This is a genomic window from Streptosporangium sp. NPDC004379, from assembly GCF_042873875.1.
In the GTDB taxonomy this organism is placed as follows: Bacteria; Actinomycetota; Actinomycetes; order Streptosporangiales; family Streptosporangiaceae; genus Streptosporangium.
The window spans coordinates 513701-533338 of record NZ_JBIAMC010000001.1 but is presented as its reverse complement, the minus strand read 5'-3'; the positions used below and the strand labels follow the sequence as shown (position 1 = coordinate 533338).

The following is a 19638-nucleotide window of genomic DNA, read 5'->3' as shown; positions in this document are numbered from 1 at the left end:
CCCGTCGCAGGAGGTCCAATGCTGTCCGCGGAGTCCGCAGCGATCGTCCGCAGCACGCTGCCGGTCATCGGAGCGTCGCTCGACGACATCACCGCCCGGTTCTACGGCACGATGTTCGCCGAGCGCCCGGAGCTGCTCGACGGCCTGTTCAACCGCGGCAACCAGGCCAGCGGGGCCCAGCGCCGCGCCCTGGCCGGCTCCATCGCCGCGTTCGCCACGATGCTGCTGGACAACCCCGGTGAGCGCCCCGACGCGCTGCTGGCCCGCATCGCGCACAAGCACACCTCGCTCGGGGTCACCGACGACCAGTACGTGATCGTCCACAAGTACCTCTTCGGCGCGATCGCCGAGGTGCTGGGCGACGCCGTCACCCCGGACGTCGTTGCCGCCTGGGACGAGGTTTACTGGCTGATGGCCGGCTCGCTGATCGCCATGGAGGCCCGCCTCTACGCCGAGGCGGGCATCGCCGACGGCGACAGCCGGCGCCGGTGGCGCGTCGTCGGACGCCGCGAGGAGACGCCCGACGTGGTGTCCTTCCTGCTGCGCCCGGCCGACGGCGGGCCGGTCCCGCCCGCCCGTCCCGGCCAGTACGTCAGCGTCGAGGCGCGCATGCCCGACGGCGTGCGCCAGCTCCGCCAGTACAGCCTGTCGGGCCTTTCGAGTGAGGACGGCCTGCCGGGTGCGGACGCCGGCGGCCTCCGGCGCATCACCGTCAAGCGGGTGCGCGGCGAGGGCGGCCCGGACGGCGAGGTCTCCAACCTCCTGCACGCCGCCGTCCGCGAGGGCGACGAGCTGACCCTGACGGCGCCCTTCGGCGACGTGGCACTGGAGGACGGCGACGGCCCGCTCGTGCTCACCTCGGCCGGCATCGGCTGCACCCCCATGGTCGCCATGCTGGAGCACCTGGTCCGCACCGGCTCCACGCGGCGCGTGCTGGTGCTGCACGCCGACCGCTCCCCGGCGGACCACGCGCTGCGCGAGGACACCGAGCGGCTGGTCGCCGCGCTGCCCGACGCGACGCGCCTCTTCTGGTACGAGGACGGCGCGGCCGGCGGAGAGCGCTCCGGGTGGATGGACCTCGCCGGGATGGAGGTCCCGGCGGAGGCGACGGCCTACCTGTGCGGTCCGCTGCCCTTCATGCGGGCGGCGCGCTCGGCGCTGATCGGCGCGGGCGTGGCGGCGCGGGACGTCCACTACGAGGTCTTCGGCCCCGACCTGTGGCTCGGCGCCGAAGGCTGAGCCCTACCGGCACCGGGCGGACCACCCGTCACCGGCCTGCCCAACCGCGCCTCCGCCTCCGTCACCGGCCGCGGGCCCCTACGCGGGGCCCGCTCCGGGACCGTCCGCCCGGACGGACTCGGGACCGGTCGCGAGACCCTCGACCGGGGCCAGCGGCTCGACGGCCGGTCCCTGAAGGACCTCGCCGTCCACGCCGAAGCGTGAGCCGTGACAGGGGCACTCCCAGGCGCGTTCGGCGTCGTTGAACCCCACCACGCAGCCCAGGTGGGTGCAGACCGCGGAGACGGCGTGCAGACGGCCGGAATCGTCCCGGTGCACGGCGCACCGCTCCCCGCCGATCTTGAGCACCGCGCTCTCGCCCGGCCGGAGGGCCTCGGCCTCCTCTGCCTGTCCCGCGCCGAAGCGGTCGGCGACGAAGTGCCGCGCCACAGTGGCCTGCATGCGCAGCGCCGCGCCCGCCTCGCGCACCGGGTGCAGCCGGCGGGGGTCGTACAGCTTCGCCCAGGGGGAGCCGCCCCCGGTGATCAGCTCGGCCAGCAGCCGTCCCGCCATGACCCCGTTGCTCATGCCCCACCCGCCGAACCCGGTGGCGACGTAGGCGTGCCGGGCCCCGGGGTGCAGGAGGCCGACGAACGGCAGCCGGTCGGCGGTGTGGTTGTCCTGGGCCGCCCACCGGTAGGAGATCTCCTCGGCGCCGAACCTGTCGGCCACCCAGGAGGCCAGCCGTGCGAAGCGGTCGCCGACCCTCCCGGCGCCGGGCTTGAACGTCTCTCCGGTGACGATCAGCAGCCGCCGGCCCTCGTCGTACGGGGCGGTGCGGACCGAGCGGGTGTTGTCCTCGGACGTGACGAACATGCCCTCGGGCGCCCGGTCCGCGGGCACGGCCGCCGCCACGACCAGCTCGCGGCTCGGCTCCATCCGGGAGAACAGCAGCGCCCGGTCGAAGATCGGATAGTGCGTGGCCACCACCACGTCGCGGGCGGTGACGGTGACGCCGTCGGAGGTGGTGACGCGGCACGGGTCGCTCTCGGACAGCTCCGTCACCCGGCTGTGCTCGAAGACCAGCGCACCGCCCGCCACCAGGGCGTCGACCAGGCCCATGAGGTAGCGGCGCGGGTGGAACTGCGCCTGGTCGTCCACCCGCACCGCCCCGGCGACCGGGAACGGCAGCGGCGTCTCGGTGACGAACGACGCGGGCAGCCCCGCCCGTGCCGCGGCCTCGGCCTCGGCGCACAGCTCCTCGGCGCCCTCGGACGACTCGGCGTAGGTGAACGCGGGCATCCGCTCCACCTCGGCGTCGATCCCCAGCTCGCCCGCCGTGGCGATCAGGTGCTCGATCGCCGCCTGCTGGGAGGAGGCGTACAGCCGGGCGGCCTCCGCGCCCGCCGACTTCTCCAGGTGGGCGTAGATCCGCGTGTGCTGGGCGGTGAGCTTGGCGGTGGTGTTGCCGGTGACGCCCCCCGCGACCTGGCCCGCCTCGACCACGGCCACCGTACGGCCCGCACGCTGCAGCTCCCAGGCGGCGCTGAGCCCGGCCATCCCGGCGCCGATGACCACGACGTCGACCTCCAGGTCCTGTACCAGGGTCGCGTGCGGCCGGCCGGGGGCCGATTCCATCCAGTAAGACTGCGTCGTCATGCCGCGCCCCTGCCCTCGTCGCCGCCCGTCACACACGGGGACGGCGGACGCGGGGCCGGGCGCGGGGGATCCGGCGCGTGTGGAGCACGTGGATCCCGCGTCCGCGGGCCTCCTCTCCCGAGTCCTCGCGCGACCCCCGCCGCCGGGGCGGGTCAGCCGCCGCTGAGGCCGTCGGGCCGCTCGGGAGAGGAGCTGGTCAGCGGGACCGAACCGCCCCGCACCAGGTCGAGCTGGACCATCTGCCGCGGCAGCAGGGCGTCCAGCAGCCAGTTCCCCGCGATGCGGGCCCGGCCGCCCGGTACGGCCAGCAGGTGGTAGCCCCGGGTCACCGCCTTCGCCGGCAGGCCCGACAGCGGCAGGCCCAGCGGGTTCGCCGCGGCCTTGAGCCCGCCCAGGTCCACGACGAACCCCAGGTCGTTGTGCTTGTACGGCTTCCGTTCGGCGCGGCCGTAGGTGGCGGCGACGTTGCGGGCCACCTGCTTGCCCTGGCGGCTGGCGTGCTGGGCGGTCATCGGCGTGTACTTGCCGGGGTTGGTCAGGTCCGGCACCGCCGCCGCGTCGCCGCAGGCGAAGACCTCCGGGTGGCCGGGGACGTTCATGTACTCGTCCACCAGCAGCCGGCCCTTCTCGGTGGGCAGTCCCATGGACTCCACGAACGGGTCGGGCCGCACGCCCACGCACCAGATCAGCGAGCGGGTCGGCACGTGCTCCCCGTCGGACAGCTTGACCCCGTCGGCGTACGCCTCGGCCACGCTGGTGCCGGTGCGGATCTCCACGCCACGCTCGGACAGGGTGCGCTGCGCGGTGTCCGACAGCCGCCGGTCCAGCTCCGGCAGGATGCGCGGGGCCAGGTCGGCCAGGATCCAGCGGATCGGCTGGTCGCGCAGGCCCGGCCGCCGCCGGACCGCGTCACGGGTGAGGAGCTGACCCTGGGCGGCCACCTCGGTCCCGGTGTACCCGGCGCCCACCACGACGAACGTGCAGCGCGCCCGGCGCTCTTCGGGGTCGTCGGAGGCGTCGGCCAGCTCGATCTGGCGGATCAGGTGGTCGCGCAGGTAGAGGGCCTCGGCGATGCTGCGGAAGCCGTGCGCGTGCTCGGCGACCCCGGGGACGGGCAGCAGCTTGTTGACGCTGCCGACGGCCAGGACCAGGCGGTCGTAGGACAGGTCGCGGTGGTTGCCCTCGGCGTCGACGCACGTCACCCGCCTGTTCTCGATGTCCACGGACTCGGCCGCGGCCAGCAGGTGCCGCACTCCCGGGCAGTTGCCCGCCAGCGGGATCGCGACCTTGCGCGGGTCGAGGACGCCCGCGGCGACCTCGGGCAGCAGCGGGAGATAGAGGAAGTAGTCGGTGGGGTTGACGAGGACGATCTCGATGGCTCCCCGGGCCATGCGGGCGAGGGTGCGTGCGGCGGTGAACCCCGCGAAACCGCCCCCCACGATGACGACTCTCTGCCTGTCGGCCATTTCCGGTGGGTCCTTCCACGTCGCGGAACTGCTGTCCTAGCCGCGTGCCCTTTCTGGGCACGGGCAAGCCTCCGCGCGGGAAAAGGCCGGGCCGCACGGGGCGGGCCGTACGGATGACGGGACCGGTCGGAGGGCCGGGCCGTACGGGATCCGGCCGGGCCGGGCCGGGGCGGCGGGCCGTTCGGGAGCGGGCCGGGCGGGTACCGGACCCGCATGAGCACAGAACACGCTTCGGGGCGCGGCGACCGCGAGGACGCCGAGGCGCGCCTGGCCTCCCTCGACCCCTTCGACATCTTCGACGCCGAGGCGGCCCGCCTGGACCGGTTCTTCTCCGGGCTCGACGCCGCGGGATGGGCCCGTCCCTCGCGGTGCGAGGGCTGGTCGGTGCGGGACGTCCTCGCGCACCTGGCCGGGGAGGAGATGTACAACCACGCCTGCCTGGACGACGACCTGGCGGGCTTCCGCGCGGCGCTCGGACGCGAGGGCGTCGGCGGCGGCTTCGACGGCTTCAACGAATGGTGCGTACGGCGCCGCCGCGACGTCCCCGTGGAGGAGGTGCTCGGCGAGTGGCGCCGGGCCAACGGGGAGACGCGCCGCCGCATGCGCGAACTCGGCCGCGACGCCGAACTGCCGACCATGGCCGGGCCGTACCCGGTGGGCCTGCAGGCGTTCCACTACGACTCCGAGTACGCCACCCACGCCGACGACGTCGGAGCGCCCGTGGGGGACGGCGAGAACGGCGGGCGCGCCCGGTGGCGGGCGGCGGTGGGCGCGTTCGTCCTCACCGAGCGGGACTCCCCGGTCCGGGCCGAGCCGGGCGGCGACCTGGTCGCGGTGCGGATGGACGGCCGGCGCGAGCGGCTGCCCGTGGCGGAGTTCGTGGACGCCACGGTCGGCAGGCTGCCCGAGGGGCGTCTCGACCCGGCGCTGCGGGACGCCCTGCGCTGCCTGGCCTGAGGAACCCGGGGCCCCGGGACGTCCCGCGCCGCCTGGTCTGAGGAACCGGTGCCGCGGGACGGCCCGCGGCAGCGGGCCTGAGGAGTCCTCAGCCCCCGGTGACCTCTTCGACCAGTACGGCGGTGCCCTTCCTGAGCGTCACCTTGGCGCGGATCGCCTTGCGGGCGCCCAGCGCCTTCTTGAGCTGGTCCACGGTGCAGCGGTGCGGCGCCTTCCCCTTGTCGCAGATCCGGCCCCGCTGGTCGAGCACCTCGGCGTGCGGGCTGAGCGGGACGGACTGGGTGTCGCCGGCGCCGGTCAGCACGTCCAGCGTGTCCGGCTGCGCCGCGTTCAGGCCGAGGTCGCCGAGCAGGTAGACGGCCGGCTCCGCGTCGCCGGCGTCGTCGTCCCGGGCGGCCACGCCGGGGTCCTCCGTCGGCTTCCCGGGCGAGTCCGTCTCCCCGGAGTCGTCCGGGGCGGTGGGCTCGGCGGACGCGGAGGCCGAGGGCTCACCGGCCGGGGTGCTCTCCGCCGCGGCGGGAGAGGAGACCGCCGGGGACGGCGGGGGAGCGGCCGTGCCGCCGCCCGCCGAACAGGCGGTGAGCCCGGCGGCGAGCACGGCCGGCAGGAGGAAACGGGGCATCGTCAACGAACCGCTCATGGGGCGCAACGATCTCACGCCTCCCGGGGCGACGGCGAACTCACGCTCCGAGGCCGGCAGGCCGGCCGGCCGCGCCGCGCGGGGAGGCCGCGCCGCGCGGGGAGGCCGGGGCCGCCTCGCCGTACCGGTGCCGAGGGGTCCGCGCGCCCGGCGGCGGGTAACAGCATCACATGCCGGAAATCCTGCCCGAGGAGACGCTTCGGGAGGTCGTGAACCTGTTCGTCCGCCTCGTCGAGGCGGCCGGCGCGCTGGTCATCTTCTCCGGCGCGGCCGTGGCGTTCGTACGGTTCCTGCTGGCCGCGGTGGGACGGCGGGAGGGGCAGGGGTTCGTGGGCGTGCGCCTGTTCCTGGGGCGGTTCCTCGTCCTCGGGCTGGAGTTCCAGCTTGCCGGGGACGTGCTGCGCACGGCCGTGGCACCGAGTTTCGGCCAGATAGGCCAGCTCGCCGCGATCGCGACCATCCGGACGGCGCTGAACTTCTTCCTCGGCAAGGAGATCGAGCGGGAGGGGCGCGTGGTCGACTCCGCCCGGCCCGTCGCGTCCGGCGGCGCCGCCGGGGGGTCCAGCCGGTGAGGCACGGCGTCGCCGGCGCCGCCGGGACGGATCGGGAGGACGGGGAGGCAGGGGTGGGGGAGATCGTCCAGGCCGCCGTCAACCTGATCGTCGCCGCCGGGGTGGTCGCCGCGCTGGCGGTTCTGCCCGCCGGCGGGCCCCGGACCGCGGTCGCGGTGCTGCTGGACTTCCTCCTCGCCGCGGGACTGCTGCGCCTGTCACAGGCGCAGACCTGGGCGGCGATCGCCACCGCGGCGCTCACGGTGGTGATCCGCAGGATCGCGGTCGCGGGTTTCTCCCGGCCGGTGCGGCGATTCCCTCCGGCCGCCGGCTATAAGGACCCACCGGGTGGATAGGTAAGTCTCCGCGTGCGAACGGCCACGCCCTCCCGGGGACCGGACGCCGCGTCCGGGCTTCGGGGGGATCTTCCGAGGGGGCAGGAGAGCACCCATGACCGAGACCGATCCCGAGCGCGACGACCCGCCGGCGCAGGTGCCCGACGACCGGGTGGACACGGCCGGAGCCGGGGCCCCGGAGGGCGTCGACGACGAGGGTCCCGAGCCGCAGATGATCGACGATCGCAAGGGCGCCGCCGGGTCCGGGGCGTGGGACCCGGACGAGACCGAGGGGCGCTGACGGTTCGGCGGGTCCGGGTGCGGACCCGCCGAACCTCCCCGGCCGAAATCACATAGAGTGATGTTTGCGGCCCTTGGTGCCTCTTTTCCCGGAATGTTCGTTTTGAGAAGCGCTGCTCTCGGTAGTTAAGTAACTACACCACGAGAGGCGACTCAATGAGATTTCTCGGGATAAATGCGATTTTTCATGATCCGTCTGCCGCGTTGGTCGTGGACGGGGAAGTGGTCGCGGCGGCCGAGGAGGAACGCTTCAACCGGCGGAAGCACGGCAAGCGCCCGGTGCCGTTCTCGGCGTGGGAGCTGCCCGAGCAGGCGGCGGCCTGGTGCCTGGACCGCGCCGGGCTGCGCCCCGAGGACCTGGACGCGGTGGCCTACTCCTACGACCCCGACCTCGTGGTGCCCGGCGGGCCGGGCCAGGACGCCGGCTGGGAGGAGCTGCGCACCGCCTACGCCCGGCGCGCCCCATCCTTCCTGGCCGCCGCGCTGCCCGGACTGGACGCGGCACGGGTGCGCTTCGTGCCCCACCACATCGCGCACGCCGCCTCCGCGGGCCTGGCCGCGCCGTTCACCGACTCGGCCGTCCTGGTCTGCGACGGCCGGGGCGAGGCGGTCTCCCACCTGGCCGGCGCCTACCGGAACGGCGCCCTGGAGATCCTCGCCGCCCAGGAGCTGCCGCACTCGCTCGGCCTGCTGTACGAGAGCCTGACCACACACCTGGGATTCCTGCGCTCCAGCGACGAGTACAAGGTGATGGCGCTCGCCTCCTACGGCCGCCCCCGGTTCCTGCCCGAGCTGCGCGCCCTCGTCCACCCCACCGGGGACGGCGGGTTCCGCACCGAGCCGGTGGACTGGAGCGCCTTCGCCAAGCCCCTGCGCCCGCACCGCGAGTGGACGGGCGAGCACGCCGACCTCGCCGCGAGCGTCCAGGCCAGGCTGGAGGAGGTGCTGGTGGACCTCGCGCGGTGGTTGCACGGCCGCACCGGGCTGCGGACGCTGACGATGGCCGGCGGGGTGGCGCTGAACTGCGTGGCCAACACCCGCATCAGCGAGGCCACCCCGTTCGAGCGGGTCTGGGTGCAGCCGGCCGCCGGGGACGCCGGCACCGCGCTGGGCGGCGCGCTGCACCTGGCCGCGGCGGCGGGGGAGCCGGCCGCGCCCATGCCGGGCGCGGATCTGGGCCGGTCCTGGAGCGAGGCGGAGCTGGCGGCCTGGCTGCGGACGGCGAACGTCTCCTGCGAGCGGCCGGCGGACCTGGCCGCGGCTGTGGCCGCCGAGCTGGCCGCCGACCGGATCGTGGCGTGGTTCCAGGGCCGCAGCGAGTACGGTCCCCGCGCGCTGGGGCGCCGGTCCCTGCTGGCGCATCCGGGACACGTGGCCAACACCGAGCGGCTCAACGACGTCAAGGGCCGCGAGCGGTTCCGTCCGATCGCGCCGATGGTGCTGGCCGAGCGGGCGGGGCGGATCTTCAGCCGGGGACCGGTGCCGAGCCCGTACATGCTGTTCGTCCACGACGTGGCGCCCGAGTGGCGCGGCCGGATCCCGGCGGTGGTCCACGTGGACGGCACCGCCCGCGTCCAGACCGTCGAGCGGGAGAGTGAGCCGCTGCTGGCGCGGCTGCTGGAGGAGTTCGAGGCGCGGACCGGGCTTCCGGTGCTGGTCAACACCAGCCTGAACACCGCGGGCCGTCCGATGGTCGACGATCCGCGGGACGCGCTGGAGTGCTTCGGGTCGGCTCCGGTGGACGTGCTGGCCCTGGGACCGTTCCTGGTGCGCCGGGCGGGGGTGTTCACCGCATGATCACCGTGGTGGTCCCGACCGTGGGCCGGCCGAGCCTCGCCGCGACGCTCGCCGCGCTGGACCCGGGCCTGGACGTCATCGTCGTCGACGACCGCCCGGCGGGCGCCCGCACCGCACCCCTGCCGGTGCCGGACGGGGTGCGGACGGTGCGCTCGGGCGGCAGGGGGCCGGCCGCCGCCCGCAACGCCGGCTGGCGGGCCGCGGACACCCCCTGGATCGCCTTCCTGGACGACGACGTGATCCCCGCCCCCGGCTGGGCGAAGACGCTCCACGCCGACCTGGACGGCCTGCCGGCCGAGGTGGCGGGCAGCCAGGGCCGCATCCACGTGCCGCCGCCCGAGGGCGGGCGGCCCACCGACGACGAGCGCGCCACCGCCGGACTCGCCCGCTCCCGCTGGATCACCGCCGACATGGCCTATCAGCGGGAGGCGCTGGAGCGGGTCGGCGGATTCGACGAGCGCTTCCCGCGCGCCTACCGCGAGGACGCCGACCTGGCGCTGCGGGTGACGGCCGCCGGCTACCGCCTGGTCAGGGGCGAGCGCGTCACCAGCCATCCGTTCCGCGACGACGGGCCGTGGGCGAGCGTGCGACGCCAGCGCGGCAACGCCGACGACGCGCTGATGCGCCGCCTGCACGGCCCGGCCTGGAGGATGGCCGTCGGCGGCGGGGCGGGACGGCTGCGCCGCCACGCGCTGATCACCTGCCTCGGCGGACTGGCGGTCCTCGCGGGCGCGCTGCCCGTGATCGCCGGGATCGCCGGTCCCGGCGCGCCGGCCCGCGGCCGGGCGTCCGGGCCGGCACGGGGCCGAGGCCGGGCGGCCGGACCGGTGTGGAACCGCGGACTGCCGGGCGTCCCAGGACGGGCGCATGGCCGGCGGGTCCTGACTCCGGTCCTCCCGGAACGGGGCCGGGGTCCGGCACGCACGCTGGCCAGGGGGGTCGCGGCGGCGGCCGGGGCGGGCTGGCTGGCGCTGACCGCCGAGTTCGCCTGGGCCAGGATCGCCCCGGGGCCGCGCACCCCCGCCGAGATCGGCCGGATGCTGCTCACCAGCGTCCTCATCCCACCGGCGGCCTGCGCGCACCGGCTGCGCGGCGAGTTGCGGGTCCGGCTGTGGCGGGCCCCGTGAACGGCGCGTCGAACGGCCTGGCGAGCGGCGCGGTGAACGGCGCGTCGAACGGCCTGGCGAGCGGTGCGGTGAACGGCGCGGCCCGCCCCGCGCCCGCCGTGACCCACGCCCCGGCCCGTTCCGCGGACGGCGCTCCGGCCGGAACCGTCCTGGTCGTCCGCCTCGACAACGCCGGTGACGTGCTGCTCGCCGGTCCGGCCGTCCGCGCCGTGGCGGCGTCGGCCCGCCGGGTGGTGCTGCTGGCCGGGCCCAATGGCCGGGCCGCGGCCGAGCTGCTGCCCGGCGTGGACCGCGTGCTGGAATGGCGGGCCCCGTGGATCGACCCCGACCCGCGGCCGGTGACCGGCTCACACGTCGTCGGCCTGCTCCGGCTCGTCCGGGAGGCGGCCCCCGACCAGGCGCTCATCCTCACCTCCTTCCACCAGTCGTCACTGCCGCCGGCGCTGCTGCTGCGGCTGGCCGGGGTCCCCCGGATCGCCGCGATCAGCGAGGACTACCCCGGCTCGTTGCTGGACGTCCGTCACATCGTGGACGAGACCGTGGACGTGCCCGAACCCGAGCGGATGCTCGCGGTGGCCCGCGCCGCAGGTTTCCGCCCGCCGCCCGGCGACGACGGCCGGCTCGCCGTACGGCGTCCGCTGCCGCCGGTCGGGCACATCACCGGGCCACCCGGCTACGTCGTGGTCCACCCCGGGGCCTCCGCGCCGGCCCGGGCCTGGCCGGAGGGCCACTGCGCCGAGGCGGTCCGGGAACTGGTCCGCGCGGGCCGGCGGGTCGTCGTCACCGGCGGGCCCGGCGAGTGCGAGCTGACCCGGCGGGTGGCGGGCGGCGCCGGGCCCATCGGGACGGACGGCTCCGGTGCGGAGAAGGCCGTCCCGAGCACCTCGGAGGCCGTCCGGGACCTCGGAGGCCGGACGTCCCTCGCCGAGCTGGCCGCCGTGCTCGCCGGGGCGAGCGCGGTCGTGGTGGCCAACACCGGCCCCGCCCACCTGGCGGCGGCGGTCGGCACGCCGGTGGTCACCCTGTTCGCCCCGGTGGTCCCGGCGGCCCGCTGGGCCCCGTACGGCGTGCCGTCGGTGCTGCTCGGCGACCAGGACGCCCCGTGCGCGGGGAGCAGGGCCCGCATCTGCCCGGTCCCCGGCCACCCGTGCCTGTCGTCGGTGTCACCGGCGCGGGTCGCCGAGGCCGTCGGCCGCCTGGCGTCCGTGAGGGAGACCGTGTCGTGAGGGCGCCCACGGGAGGGGGCGTCCGTGAGGGAGACCGTGCCGTGGGCGCGCGCGGGAGGGGAGCGTCCGTGAAGGAGGCCGTGCCGTGAGGGCGCCCGCGAGGACCGTGGCCTGAAGGCGCCCGCGTGGAAGTCAGTGGCATGAGGCGTGAAGGAGATCGTGTCATGAGGATCGCCCTGGTGTCGGAGCACGCCAACCCCCTCGCGGCCGTCGGCGGAGTGGACGCGGGCGGGCAGAACGTCCACGTCGCCGCCCTGGCGGCCGCCCTCGCCGAGCGGGGCCACGAGGTGGTCGTCCACACCCGCCGCACCGCGTCCGGCCAGCCGGAGCAGGTCTCAGCGGGACCCGGGCTGATCGTCGAGCACGTCCCGGCCGGGCCCGCCGAGGACCTGCCCAAGGACGAGCTGCTGCCGTACATGCCCGCGTTCGGCGCCCATCTGGCGCGTCGCTGGGCCGGACGGCCACCCGACGTGGTCCACGCCCACTTCTGGATGAGCGGGCTGGCCGCCCTCGCCGCGGCGCGGGACCTCGGGGTGCCGGTCGTGCAGACCTTCCACGCCCTGGGGGTGGTCAAGCGGCGCTGGCAGGGTCCGGCCGACACCAGCCCGCCGGGACGCGTCGCCGCCGAGGCCGACATCGCGCGCCGGGCGCAGGCGATCGTGGCGACCTGCCGCGACGAGGTGAGCGAGCTGCTGCGCATGGGCGTCGGCCACGAGCGGATCGCCGTGGTGCCGTGCGGGGTGGACCTGGAGCTGTTCCGCCCCGACGGGCCGGTCGCCCCGCGGGGCCCGTCGCCCCGGGTGCTCTGCGTCGGCCGCATGGTGCCCCGCAAGGGGCTGGACACCGTCGTGCGGGCGCTGTCCCGGCTGCCGGACGCCGAACTGCTCGTCGTCGGCGGCACGCCGCGCGACGACGAGGCGGTACGGCTGGCCGGCCTGGCCGCGGCCTGCGGGCTGACCGGCCGGGTCCACCTGCTGGGCAGCGTCGGCCGCGCCGAGGTGCCGGCGCTGATGCGCTCGGCGGACGTGCTGGTGACCGTGCCGTGGTACGAGCCGTTCGGGATGGTCCCGGTCGAGGCGATGGCCTGCGGCGTGCCGGTGGTCGCCTCCTCGGTCGGCGGTCACCTCGACACCGTCGCCGGCTGCGGCGTGCTGGTGCCGCCCCGCGACCCGCGCGCCCTGTCGCGGGCCCTGCTCGACGTGCTGGACCGGCCCGAGCTGCGCGCGGCCCTCGCCGAGGCGGGCCGGCGGCGAGCCGTCACCCGGTACGGCTGGCCGCGGGTGGCGGCCCGCACCGAGTCGGTATACCTGGACGTCCTCGCCGAGCGCGGGGCCCGGGTCGCCGTGGCGGGGGGATGACGGTGCACCCGCACCTGACCCGTCTGCGCGCCGCGCTGCGCGCGGTGGACGCCGAGGCGGCGACGATCTCCGTCTGGGGCCGCAAGCTCGCGGCCGTGCTGGGCGGCGGCGGCCGGCTGCTGGCCTGCGGAAACGGCGGCTCGGCTGCCGAGGCCCAGCACCTGACGGCCGAGCTGGTCGGCCGCTACCGCTCCGACCGGGCGCCGTACGCGGCGATCCCGCTGCACGCCGACACCTCGGCGGTGACCGCGATCGGCAACGACTTCGGAGCCGAGGAGGTCTACGCCCGCCAGGTGCGGGCGCACGGCCGGCCCGGCGACGTGCTGATGTGCCTGTCCACCAGCGGGCGCAGCCCGAACGTGCTCGCGGCGGCGCGCGCCGCCCGCCGGACGGGCATCGCGGCCTGGGCGCTGACCGGTCCGGCGCCCAACCCGCTGGCCGTGCTGTGCGACGAGGTCCTGGCGGTGCCCGCCGGGGACACCGCGACGGTGCAGGAGGTGCACCTCGCGGTGATCCACATGCTCTGCGACGCGGTCGAGGGCGCGATGGAGGAGGTGACCGGATGAGCGCGGGTCCGATCGTCGTCATCGGGGACACCCTGCTGGACGTGGACGTTGAGGGCGACGCCGAGAGGCTGTGCCCCGACGCCCCCGTGCCGGTCGTGGCGGGCGGCCGCGAGCACCGCCGCCCCGGCGGGGCGGGACTCGCCGCGGTGCTGGCCGCCGAGGGCGGCGCGGAGGTGGTCCTGGTCGCCGCCTTCGGCGACGACCACCCCGGCCGCTGCCTGCTGGGCCTGCTGGCCGGCCGGGTCGAGGTGGTACGGCTGCCGCTGCAGGGCACCACGATCACCAAGACCCGGGTGCGGGCCAGGGGCCAGACCCTGCTGCGCGTCGACACCGGCGACGGCCGGGCGGACCCGGCCCTCGACATCCGCCGGGCCGGGCAGGTCGAGTCGCTGCTCCGCGGTGCGGGCGCGGTCCTGGTGTCCGACTACGGCCGCGGCGTCGCCGAGGTCCTGGGCCCCTGCCTGCGCCGGGCGGCCGGGCCGCTGGTGTGGGACCCGCATCCGCGGGGGCCGCTGCCCCCGCCCGGCTGCACGCTGGTCACCCCGAGCGAGTCCGAGGCCCGGACGCTGAGCGCCCAGCCGCGGCTGTCGCCCGACCGGATGGCCCGCCACCTCGTCCGCGCGCTGCGCGCCGAGGCGGTGGCCGTCACGCTGGGCGGGGAGGGCGCCGTGCTGGCCCGGCGGGGCGGCAGGTCCACCCGGATCCCGCCGCCGGTGTGCTCGGCGGGCCCGGACGCCTGCGGCGCGGGCGACCGGTTCTCCGGGGCCGCCGCGCTCGCGCTGGCCTCCGGCGCGCCGGTGGAGGAGGCCGTCGGGACCGGTGTCGCCGAGGCCGCCCGTTTCGTGGAGAACGGCGGGGCGGCGGCGGTGCGGACGCCCGCGCCCGCTCCCGGGGACCGGCCGCGCACCGCCCTGGAGGTGGCCGAGGTGGTCCGGGCCACCGGCGGACGGCTGATCGCCACCGGCGGCTGCTTCGACCTGCTGCACGCCGGGCACGTCAGCCTGCTGCGCCGGGCCCGTGCGCTGGGCGACGCGCTGATCGTGTGCGTCAACTCCGACGCCTCGGTGCGGCGGCTGAAGGGCCCGGGACGGCCCGTGGTCGGCCAGCGGGACCGGGTGGAGGTGCTGCGCGCGCTGCAGTGCGTCGACGCCGTGGCCGTGTTCGACGAGGACACCCCGGCGGCGATGATCGAACGGCTCCGCCCCGACGTGTGGGTCAAGGGCGGCGACTACACGGCGCCGGACCTGCCGGAGGCCGAGACCGTACGCCGGACCGGGGGAGAGAGCGTGATCCTCCCGCTGGTGTCCGGAAGGTCCACGACCGGTCTGATCGAGGCCGCGCGGGCGGCCAGGTGAGCGAGGGGGAACATCCATGCTGGGAAACATCCTGATCACCGGCGGATCGTCCGGGCTGGGCCGGGCGGTGGCCGAGGCCGTGGCCAAGGAGGGCGGCCGGCCGCTGGTCGTCGACGTCCGCCCGCCCACCGGCGGCGTGGACCACGTCCTCGCCGACGTGGCGGACCGCGACCGGGTGGAGCGGGCGGTGACCGAGCTGGCCGGGAGGGCAGGCGGTCTCGACGGGGTCGTCACCGCCGCGGGCATCGACGCCTGCGGCCGTCTCGCGGACGTGCCCGCCGCCGCGTGGGAGAAGGTCGTCGCGGTCAACCTGCTCGGCACCGCCGCCACGATCCGCGCGGCCCTGCCCCACCTGACCGCCTCCGGCGGCCGGATCGTCACCTGCGCCTCCACCCTGGGGCTGCGCGCCCTCAGCGACGCCACCGCCTACTGCGCCTCCAAGTTCGGCGTGGTCGGCCTCACCCGCGCCCTGGCCGCCGAACTCGCCGGACGGGTCGGCGTCACCCTGCTCGTCCCCGGCGGCATGCGCACCCACTTCTTCGACGACCGTCCGGACCGGTACAGGCCCGGCCCCGACGCGGGACTCAACCAGCCCGAGGACGTCGCCGCCGCCGTGGTCTTCGCCCTGTCCCAGCCCGCCGGCTGTGAGATCCGCGAACTCGTCGTCTGCCCCGCCACGGAGACCTCATGGCCGTGACCGGCCGAAGCCGCGCCGCCGGCGTCCCCGGGGCCGCCGGGGGCGGGCGGCCGGTCATGGTCGTGCTGCGCGGCCTCGGCCTGGGCGACCTGCTCACCGCCGTGCCCGCACTGCGGGCCCTGCGCCGCGCCTTCCCCGGCCACCGCGTCACCCTGGCCGCCCCCGCTCCGCTGGCCGGTCTGCTGCCCCTCATCGGCGCCTGCGACGACCTGCTCGACGTCAGCGGGACGGGCCCCGTCCCCCTGCGCCGTCCCGACGTGGCCGTCAACCTCCACGGCCGCGGCCCGCAGAGCACCGCCGCCCTGCTGGCCACCCGCCCCGCCCGGCTGATCGGCCACGCCCGCCCCGGTCTGCCCGGCCCGCCCTGGCCCGCCCAGGTGCACGAACGCGTCCGCTGGTGCGACCTGCTGACCTGGCACGGCATCCCCGCCGACCCCGCCGACCTGACCCTGACGCCGCCGTCCGCGGGCTCCGGCGCTCCGGAGCGGGAGTCTCACTCCGGCCCGGCCCCCGTCCTCGTCCACCCCGGAGCCGCCCGCCCCGCCCGGCGCTGGCCGCCGGACCGCTTCGCCGCGGTCGCCGCCGCGCTGCGCCGCGCCGGACACGACGTGCTCGTCACCGGAGGCGCCGCCGAACGCGGTCTCGCCCTGCGGGTGGCCGCCGCGGCCGGCCTGCCGGACGAGGCGGTGACGGCGGGCCGTACGGACGTCACCGGGCTGGCCGCGCTGGTGGCACGGGCCCGCCTCGTCGTCTGCGGGGACACGGGCGTGGCGCACCTGGCGAGCGCGTTCGGCACGCCCTCGGTCGTGCTGTTCGGGCCGACGCCTCCCGAGCTGTGGGGGCCGCCCCCGGGGCCCCACGTGGTCCTGTGGGCCGGTGTCCCCGGTGACCCGCACGCCGGCCGTCCCGGCCCCGGCCTGCTGAGAATCGGCGTCGAAGAGGTCCTCGGCGCCGCGACCGACCTGCTGGAGGTGACCGTCCGATGAACATCCGACGCGCAGTGGTCACCGGAGGCGCCGGCTTCCTCGGCTCCTACCTGTGTGAACGCCTGCTGGCCCGTGGTGCCGCCGTGATCTGCATGGACAACTTCCTGACCGGCTCGCCGCGCAACGTCGACCACCTCCTGGGCCGTCCCGCCTTCCGCCTGCTGGAATGCGACCTGACCGGGTTCGTCCACGTCCCCGGCGACGTGGACCTCGTCCTGCACCTGGCGTCGGCCGCCTCCCCGGCCGACTACCTGCGTCACCCCATAGAGACCCTCAAGGTCGGCAGCCTGGGCACCCTGCACGCCCTGGGTCTGGCCCGGGAGAAGAACGCCCGCTTCGTCCTGACCTCCACCAGCGAGGTCTACGGCGACCCCCAGCAGCACCCGCAGACGGAGTCCTACTGGGGCAACGTCAATCCCGTCGGTCCCCGCAGCGTCTACGACGAGGCCAAACGCTTCGCCGAGTCCCTCACCACCGCCTACCGCAACACTCACGGCGCCGACACCGGCATCGTGCGGATCTTCAACACCTACGGCCCGCGCATGCGGCCCCACGACGGCCGCGCCATCCCCACCTTCATCCGCCAGGCCCTGCGTGGCGAACCTCTCACCGTCACCGGCGACGGCTCCCAGACCCGGTCCATCTGCTACGTCGACGACACCGTCGAGGGCATCCTCGCCCTGGCGGGCAGCGACTTCTCCGGCCCGGTCAACATCGGCAACCCCACCGAGGTCACCATGCTCGACCTGGCCCGCACCGTCATCGAGCTGACCGGCTCGTCCTCCGGGATCCGCTTCATCGACCGCCCCGCCGACGATCCGGCCGTGCGCCGCCCCGACACCACCCTGGCCGCGGCCCGCCTGGGCTGGCGGGCCGAGGTCGGCGTCACCGACGGCCTGCGCCGCACCATCGCCTGGTTCGAGACCGAACTCCGCCGCACCGAGGAACTGGTCGGCTGAGGAACGCGCCCAGTCAGCCCGATGAAAGGCTCAGGCGTTAATGGCTGGAATTCTGGCCGGTCTTCAGGCCAGAAGGTATCGGTTCTTCATGGAGATGATTCCGATCAGCGAAGCGAAGGACCGGTTGACCGAACTGGCCGACCGAGCCGCCAGGGAGCATGATCACTTCACGATCACTCGTAACGGGCGCCCCCACGCAGTGATCATGTCTGTGGCCGAATGGGAATCCCTGCAGGAAACGCTGGAGATCCTCGCTGACCCTGAGATGCGGGCCGATCTGATGGAGGCGGCGGCCGCCACGGCGAGAGGCGACGTGACGACCGAGGAGGAGATGGCCGCTGTCATGGCGGCGCGCCTCGGCAGGGCGAGCGCGTGAGCGATCGGTACACCATCTTTCTCGCACCACCGGCCCGGCGTGCCCTCGCGACAGGTCTGCCCGAGTCGGTGGCCGGTGCGGCGTGGGAACTGATCACCGGCGCGATCGCCGACGAGCCGTGGCGGGTGGGTAAACCGCTACAGGAGCCGTACGAGGGGATGCACGTCGCCCGCCGGGGAACCTACCGGGTGACCCACCTCATCGACGAGGAAAAAAGGACCGTGACGATCCAGGCGATCAAACACCGTCGAGACGCCTACCGTCCGTGATGGATGTCAGGGGGCCGACTCCCAGATGGTCTCGCCGTCCTCGGTGGCGGGGGTCGGGGTGAGGCCCGCGCGGCGGGCCACGGCCGCGGAGGCGGCGTGGGCGGGATGGACGGCGGCGGCGAAGGAGCGCACGCCGCGCTCCCGCAGCCAGGCGACCATGGCGGTCGTGGCCTCGGTCGCCATGCCGCGGCCCTGCCACGGGGTGCCGACGACCCAGGCCACCCAGGCCCGGCCGGAGGTCACGGTGGCCTGGACGTAGCCGGCCAGGCGGCCGGTCTCCGTCACGCGGATCACCCAGTTGAGCCAGAGGTCGTCACCGCCGGCCGGCCCGGCGATCATGCGGGCGTAGCGGTCCCGCAGCTCCCCGGAGGTCGAGGGGGAGCCGCCGGTGAACTCGTGCAGGGCGGGGTCGTCCAGCGCCTCGGCCATCTCGGCGGCGTGCTCGACCGCCAGCGGGAGGAGGGTGAGGCGCGCGGTCTCGATCGGTTCGGGGTTCATGGGCGGCCGGCCGCGTGCTCGGCCGCGCCGGGGGCCAGGACGTGCTCGATGACCATGACGGCGGCGCCGACCACCCCGGCCCGGTCCCCCAGGTCGCTGGCGGTGATCGTCAGGTGCTGGGTGGCCAGGGGCAGGGACCTGCTGTAGATGACCTCGCGCAGACCGGCGAGGATCTGCTCCCCGGCCTCGGCCATGTCGCCGCCGACCACGATCACCGAGGGGTTGAAGAAGTTCACGATCGAGGCGAGGACCTCGCCGATCTCGCGGCCGGCCTGGCGGATGAGCTGGACGGCCCGGGTGTTGCCGCTCCGGACGAGCCGGACGATGTCGCGCCCCCCGGTCGCCTCCACTCCGGCGTCGCGCAGCCGGGCCGCCACGGCCGCGCCGCTCGCCACGGCCTCCAGGCAGCCGCGGTTGCCGCAGCGGCAGACGACGTCGAGGACGGGGGAGACCTGGATGTGGCCGATGTCGCCGGCCGCGCCCTGGGCGCCCCGGTGCAGGCGGCGGTCGCTGATGATGCCGCAGCCGATCCCGGTGCCGACCTTGACGAAGATGAGGTGGTCGGCCTCGGGGCGGGCGGCCCAGTGCTCGCCCAGGGCCATGATGTTGACGTCGTTGTCCACCAGGACGGGCGCGCCCAGCCGTTCCCCGAGCCACTCCGGGACGGGGAAGCCGTCCCAGCCCGGCATTATCGGCGGGTTGACCGGCCGTCCGGAGCTGTGCTCCACCGGGCCGGGCAGGCCGACCCCGATGCCGCAGACCTCCTCGACGGTGTGGCCGCTCTCGGCGAGCAGTTCCTCGAAGGTCCGCTGGAGCCAGCGGAGCGTCTCCTCGGGACCGCGGTCTATCGGCACCTCCGCGGCGTGCTCGGCGAGGATCTCGGTGCCGAGGTCGGTGACCGCGACCCGGGCGTGGGTCGCGCCGAGGTCGGCGGCGAGGACGACGCGGGCCGAGCGGTTGAAGGTGAAGGCGACGGCCGGGCGGCCCCCGGAGGAGATGGCCTCCTCGGTTGGGACGACCCACCGCTGGCTCACCAGCGCGTCGAGGCGCTGCCCGAGCGTCGATCTCGCCAGGCCGGTGAGCTGCACCAGCTCCGCCCGGGTGCGGGCCCGACCGTCGCGCAGGATCTTCAGCAGCGCCCCCGCGCCCGCGTCGGGTCCGTTCGCCTCGCTCGGCATGCGCACAGTCAACACTCCTCGTTCACGCGTGGCCACGGCGACTTAGGCCAGCTCTTCCGGTCATTATGCCCAAATGATCGCTACTTTTGTACGGCTGTCGCCATAAGCGGGGCGCCGTGC

Annotated in this window: 21 protein-coding genes; 16 read left to right on the top strand and 5 right to left on the bottom strand. The window is 75.7% G+C overall.

The features are described 5' to 3' along the window. Positions 1–18: 18 nt before the first annotated feature. On the top strand, positions 19–1239 hold the full coding sequence (locus ACFYSC_RS02330; protein ID WP_389955456.1) for a globin domain-containing protein: 1221 nt from the start codon (positions 19–21) through the stop codon (positions 1237–1239). A 78-nt stretch (positions 1240–1317) separates the two neighbouring features. On the opposite strand, the gene ACFYSC_RS02325 is transcribed toward ACFYSC_RS02330, so the two are convergent. After that, a complete protein-coding gene (locus ACFYSC_RS02325) occupies positions 1318–2877 on the bottom strand; it encodes an FAD-dependent oxidoreductase (protein ID WP_389955453.1) in 1560 nt (519 codons plus the stop codon). A gap of 152 nt (positions 2878–3029) precedes the next feature. Next, positions 3030–4343: an NAD(P)/FAD-dependent oxidoreductase gene (locus ACFYSC_RS02320; RefSeq protein WP_389955451.1), complete on the bottom strand. Its 1314-nt coding sequence runs from the start codon at positions 4341–4343 to the stop codon at positions 3030–3032. 213 nt (positions 4344–4556) lie between these two features. Here ACFYSC_RS02320 and ACFYSC_RS02315 point away from each other — a divergent pair, with 213 nt between their 5' ends. Further along, positions 4557–5300, top strand: a complete 744-nt coding sequence (locus ACFYSC_RS02315; RefSeq protein ID WP_389955449.1) for a maleylpyruvate isomerase family mycothiol-dependent enzyme — start codon at positions 4557–4559, stop codon at positions 5298–5300. A gap of 88 nt (positions 5301–5388) precedes the next feature. On the opposite strand, the gene ACFYSC_RS02310 is transcribed toward ACFYSC_RS02315, so the two are convergent. Next, on the bottom strand, positions 5389–5940 hold the full coding sequence (locus tag ACFYSC_RS02310) for a hypothetical protein (RefSeq protein WP_389955446.1): 552 nt from the start codon (positions 5938–5940) through the stop codon (positions 5389–5391). 170 nt (positions 5941–6110) lie between these two features. Between ACFYSC_RS02310 and ACFYSC_RS02305 the strand changes: the two genes are divergently transcribed. The 14 genes from ACFYSC_RS02305 to ACFYSC_RS02240 all read left to right on the top strand — a co-directional run bounded on the left by ACFYSC_RS02305 (position 6111) and on the right by ACFYSC_RS02240 (position 17842). Next, on the top strand, positions 6111–6512 hold the full coding sequence (locus ACFYSC_RS02305; protein WP_389955444.1) for a DUF1622 domain-containing protein: 402 nt from the start codon (positions 6111–6113) through the stop codon (positions 6510–6512). Positions 6513–6565: 53 nt separating this feature from the next. Next, the gene (locus ACFYSC_RS02300; RefSeq protein ID WP_389955441.1) at positions 6566–6847 is read left to right on the top strand and encodes a hypothetical protein; all 282 of its coding nucleotides are present in this window, start codon (positions 6566–6568) and stop codon (positions 6845–6847) included. Between the two features lie 94 nt (positions 6848–6941). Further along, positions 6942–7127, top strand: coding sequence for a hypothetical protein (locus ACFYSC_RS02295; RefSeq protein ID WP_389955438.1), 186 nt, complete (start codon positions 6942–6944; stop codon positions 7125–7127). 155 nt (positions 7128–7282) lie between these two features. Continuing rightward, the gene (locus ACFYSC_RS02290) at positions 7283–8923 is read left to right on the top strand and encodes a carbamoyltransferase (RefSeq protein ID WP_389955436.1); all 1641 of its coding nucleotides are present in this window, start codon (positions 7283–7285) and stop codon (positions 8921–8923) included. Further along, complete coding sequence (locus ACFYSC_RS02285; protein ID WP_389955433.1) at positions 8920–10050, top strand: glycosyltransferase family 2 protein; 1131 nt, start codon at positions 8920–8922, stop codon at positions 10048–10050. The genes ACFYSC_RS02290 and ACFYSC_RS02285 overlap by 4 nt, the downstream gene beginning before the upstream one ends. Positions 10051–10148: 98 nt before the next feature. Next, the gene (locus tag ACFYSC_RS02280; protein WP_389956315.1) at positions 10149–11276 is read left to right on the top strand and encodes a glycosyltransferase family 9 protein; all 1128 of its coding nucleotides are present in this window, start codon (positions 10149–10151) and stop codon (positions 11274–11276) included. A 164-nt stretch (positions 11277–11440) separates the two neighbouring features. Then, positions 11441–12634: a glycosyltransferase gene (locus ACFYSC_RS02275; RefSeq protein ID WP_389955430.1), complete on the top strand. Its 1194-nt coding sequence runs from the start codon at positions 11441–11443 to the stop codon at positions 12632–12634. 2 nt (positions 12635–12636) lie between these two features. Next, entirely contained in the window at positions 12637–13200 is a 564-nt protein-coding gene (locus tag ACFYSC_RS02270) for an SIS domain-containing protein (protein WP_389956312.1), read from the top strand. After that, entirely contained in the window at positions 13197–14555 is a 1359-nt protein-coding gene (gene rfaE2 / locus ACFYSC_RS02265; RefSeq protein WP_389955427.1) for a D-glycero-beta-D-manno-heptose 1-phosphate adenylyltransferase, read from the top strand. The genes ACFYSC_RS02270 and rfaE2 overlap by 4 nt, the downstream gene beginning before the upstream one ends. A gap of 16 nt (positions 14556–14571) precedes the next feature. After that, complete coding sequence (locus tag ACFYSC_RS02260) at positions 14572–15252, top strand: SDR family oxidoreductase (protein WP_389955425.1); 681 nt, start codon at positions 14572–14574, stop codon at positions 15250–15252. Beyond that, complete coding sequence (locus ACFYSC_RS02255) at positions 15243–16238, top strand: glycosyltransferase family 9 protein (protein ID WP_389955422.1); 996 nt, start codon at positions 15243–15245, stop codon at positions 16236–16238. The genes ACFYSC_RS02260 and ACFYSC_RS02255 overlap by 10 nt, the downstream gene beginning before the upstream one ends. Continuing rightward, the gene (locus tag ACFYSC_RS02250) at positions 16235–17197 is read left to right on the top strand and encodes a UDP-glucuronic acid decarboxylase family protein (protein WP_389955419.1); all 963 of its coding nucleotides are present in this window, start codon (positions 16235–16237) and stop codon (positions 17195–17197) included. Before ACFYSC_RS02255 ends, ACFYSC_RS02250 begins: the two co-directional genes overlap by 4 nt. 40 nt (positions 17198–17237) lie before the next feature. Next, entirely contained in the window at positions 17238–17573 is a 336-nt protein-coding gene (locus tag ACFYSC_RS02245) for a type II toxin-antitoxin system Phd/YefM family antitoxin (protein ID WP_389955416.1), read from the top strand. Further along, a complete protein-coding gene (locus ACFYSC_RS02240) occupies positions 17570–17842 on the top strand; it encodes a type II toxin-antitoxin system RelE/ParE family toxin (protein ID WP_389955412.1) in 273 nt (90 codons plus the stop codon). Before ACFYSC_RS02245 ends, ACFYSC_RS02240 begins: the two co-directional genes overlap by 4 nt. A gap of 6 nt (positions 17843–17848) precedes the next feature. On the opposite strand, the gene ACFYSC_RS02235 is transcribed toward ACFYSC_RS02240, so the two are convergent. Both ACFYSC_RS02235 and ACFYSC_RS02230 read right to left on the bottom strand, forming a co-directional pair. Continuing rightward, positions 17849–18340 carry a GNAT family N-acetyltransferase gene (locus ACFYSC_RS02235; protein WP_389955409.1) on the bottom strand — a complete coding sequence of 164 codons (492 nt, stop codon included), beginning with the start codon at positions 18338–18340 and terminating at the stop codon, positions 17849–17851. Beyond that, positions 18337–19518, bottom strand: coding sequence for an ROK family protein (locus ACFYSC_RS02230; RefSeq protein ID WP_362928764.1), 1182 nt, complete (start codon positions 19516–19518; stop codon positions 18337–18339). The genes ACFYSC_RS02235 and ACFYSC_RS02230 overlap by 4 nt, the downstream gene beginning before the upstream one ends. Positions 19519–19638 lie beyond the last annotated feature (120 nt).

What these genes read in the sequence shown, in the direction of transcription:
- ACFYSC_RS02325 (WP_389955453.1), bottom strand. Translation starts at nt 2,877, where the DNA reads ATGACGACGCAGTCTTACTGGATGGAATCGGCCCCCGGCCGGCCGCAC.
- ACFYSC_RS02290 (WP_389955436.1), top strand. Translation starts at nt 7,283, where the DNA reads ATGAGATTTCTCGGGATAAATGCGATTTTTCATGATCCGTCTGCCGCG.
- ACFYSC_RS02315 (WP_389955449.1), top strand. Translation starts at nt 4,557, where the DNA reads ATGAGCACAGAACACGCTTCGGGGCGCGGCGACCGCGAGGACGCCGAG.
- ACFYSC_RS02250 (WP_389955419.1), top strand. Translation starts at nt 16,235, where the DNA reads ATGAACATCCGACGCGCAGTGGTCACCGGAGGCGCCGGCTTCCTCGGC.
- ACFYSC_RS02330 (WP_389955456.1), top strand. Translation starts at nt 19, where the DNA reads ATGCTGTCCGCGGAGTCCGCAGCGATCGTCCGCAGCACGCTGCCGGTC.
- ACFYSC_RS02320 (WP_389955451.1), bottom strand. Translation starts at nt 4,343, where the DNA reads ATGGCCGACAGGCAGAGAGTCGTCATCGTGGGGGGCGGTTTCGCGGGG.
- ACFYSC_RS02235 (WP_389955409.1), bottom strand. Translation starts at nt 18,340, where the DNA reads ATGAACCCCGAACCGATCGAGACCGCGCGCCTCACCCTCCTCCCGCTG.
- ACFYSC_RS02285 (WP_389955433.1), top strand. Translation starts at nt 8,920, where the DNA reads ATGATCACCGTGGTGGTCCCGACCGTGGGCCGGCCGAGCCTCGCCGCG.
- ACFYSC_RS02230 (WP_362928764.1), bottom strand. Translation starts at nt 19,518, where the DNA reads ATGCCGAGCGAGGCGAACGGACCCGACGCGGGCGCGGGGGCGCTGCTG.
- ACFYSC_RS02255 (WP_389955422.1), top strand. Translation starts at nt 15,243, where the DNA reads ATGGCCGTGACCGGCCGAAGCCGCGCCGCCGGCGTCCCCGGGGCCGCC.
- ACFYSC_RS02305 (WP_389955444.1), top strand. Translation starts at nt 6,111, where the DNA reads ATGCCGGAAATCCTGCCCGAGGAGACGCTTCGGGAGGTCGTGAACCTG.
- ACFYSC_RS02245 (WP_389955416.1), top strand. Translation starts at nt 17,238, where the DNA reads ATGGCTGGAATTCTGGCCGGTCTTCAGGCCAGAAGGTATCGGTTCTTC.
- ACFYSC_RS02275 (WP_389955430.1), top strand. Translation starts at nt 11,441, where the DNA reads ATGAGGATCGCCCTGGTGTCGGAGCACGCCAACCCCCTCGCGGCCGTC.
- ACFYSC_RS02295 (WP_389955438.1), top strand. Translation starts at nt 6,942, where the DNA reads ATGACCGAGACCGATCCCGAGCGCGACGACCCGCCGGCGCAGGTGCCC.
- ACFYSC_RS02310 (WP_389955446.1), bottom strand. Translation starts at nt 5,940, where the DNA reads ATGAGCGGTTCGTTGACGATGCCCCGTTTCCTCCTGCCGGCCGTGCTC.
- ACFYSC_RS02260 (WP_389955425.1), top strand. Translation starts at nt 14,572, where the DNA reads ATGCTGGGAAACATCCTGATCACCGGCGGATCGTCCGGGCTGGGCCGG.
- rfaE2 (WP_389955427.1), top strand. Translation starts at nt 13,197, where the DNA reads ATGAGCGCGGGTCCGATCGTCGTCATCGGGGACACCCTGCTGGACGTG.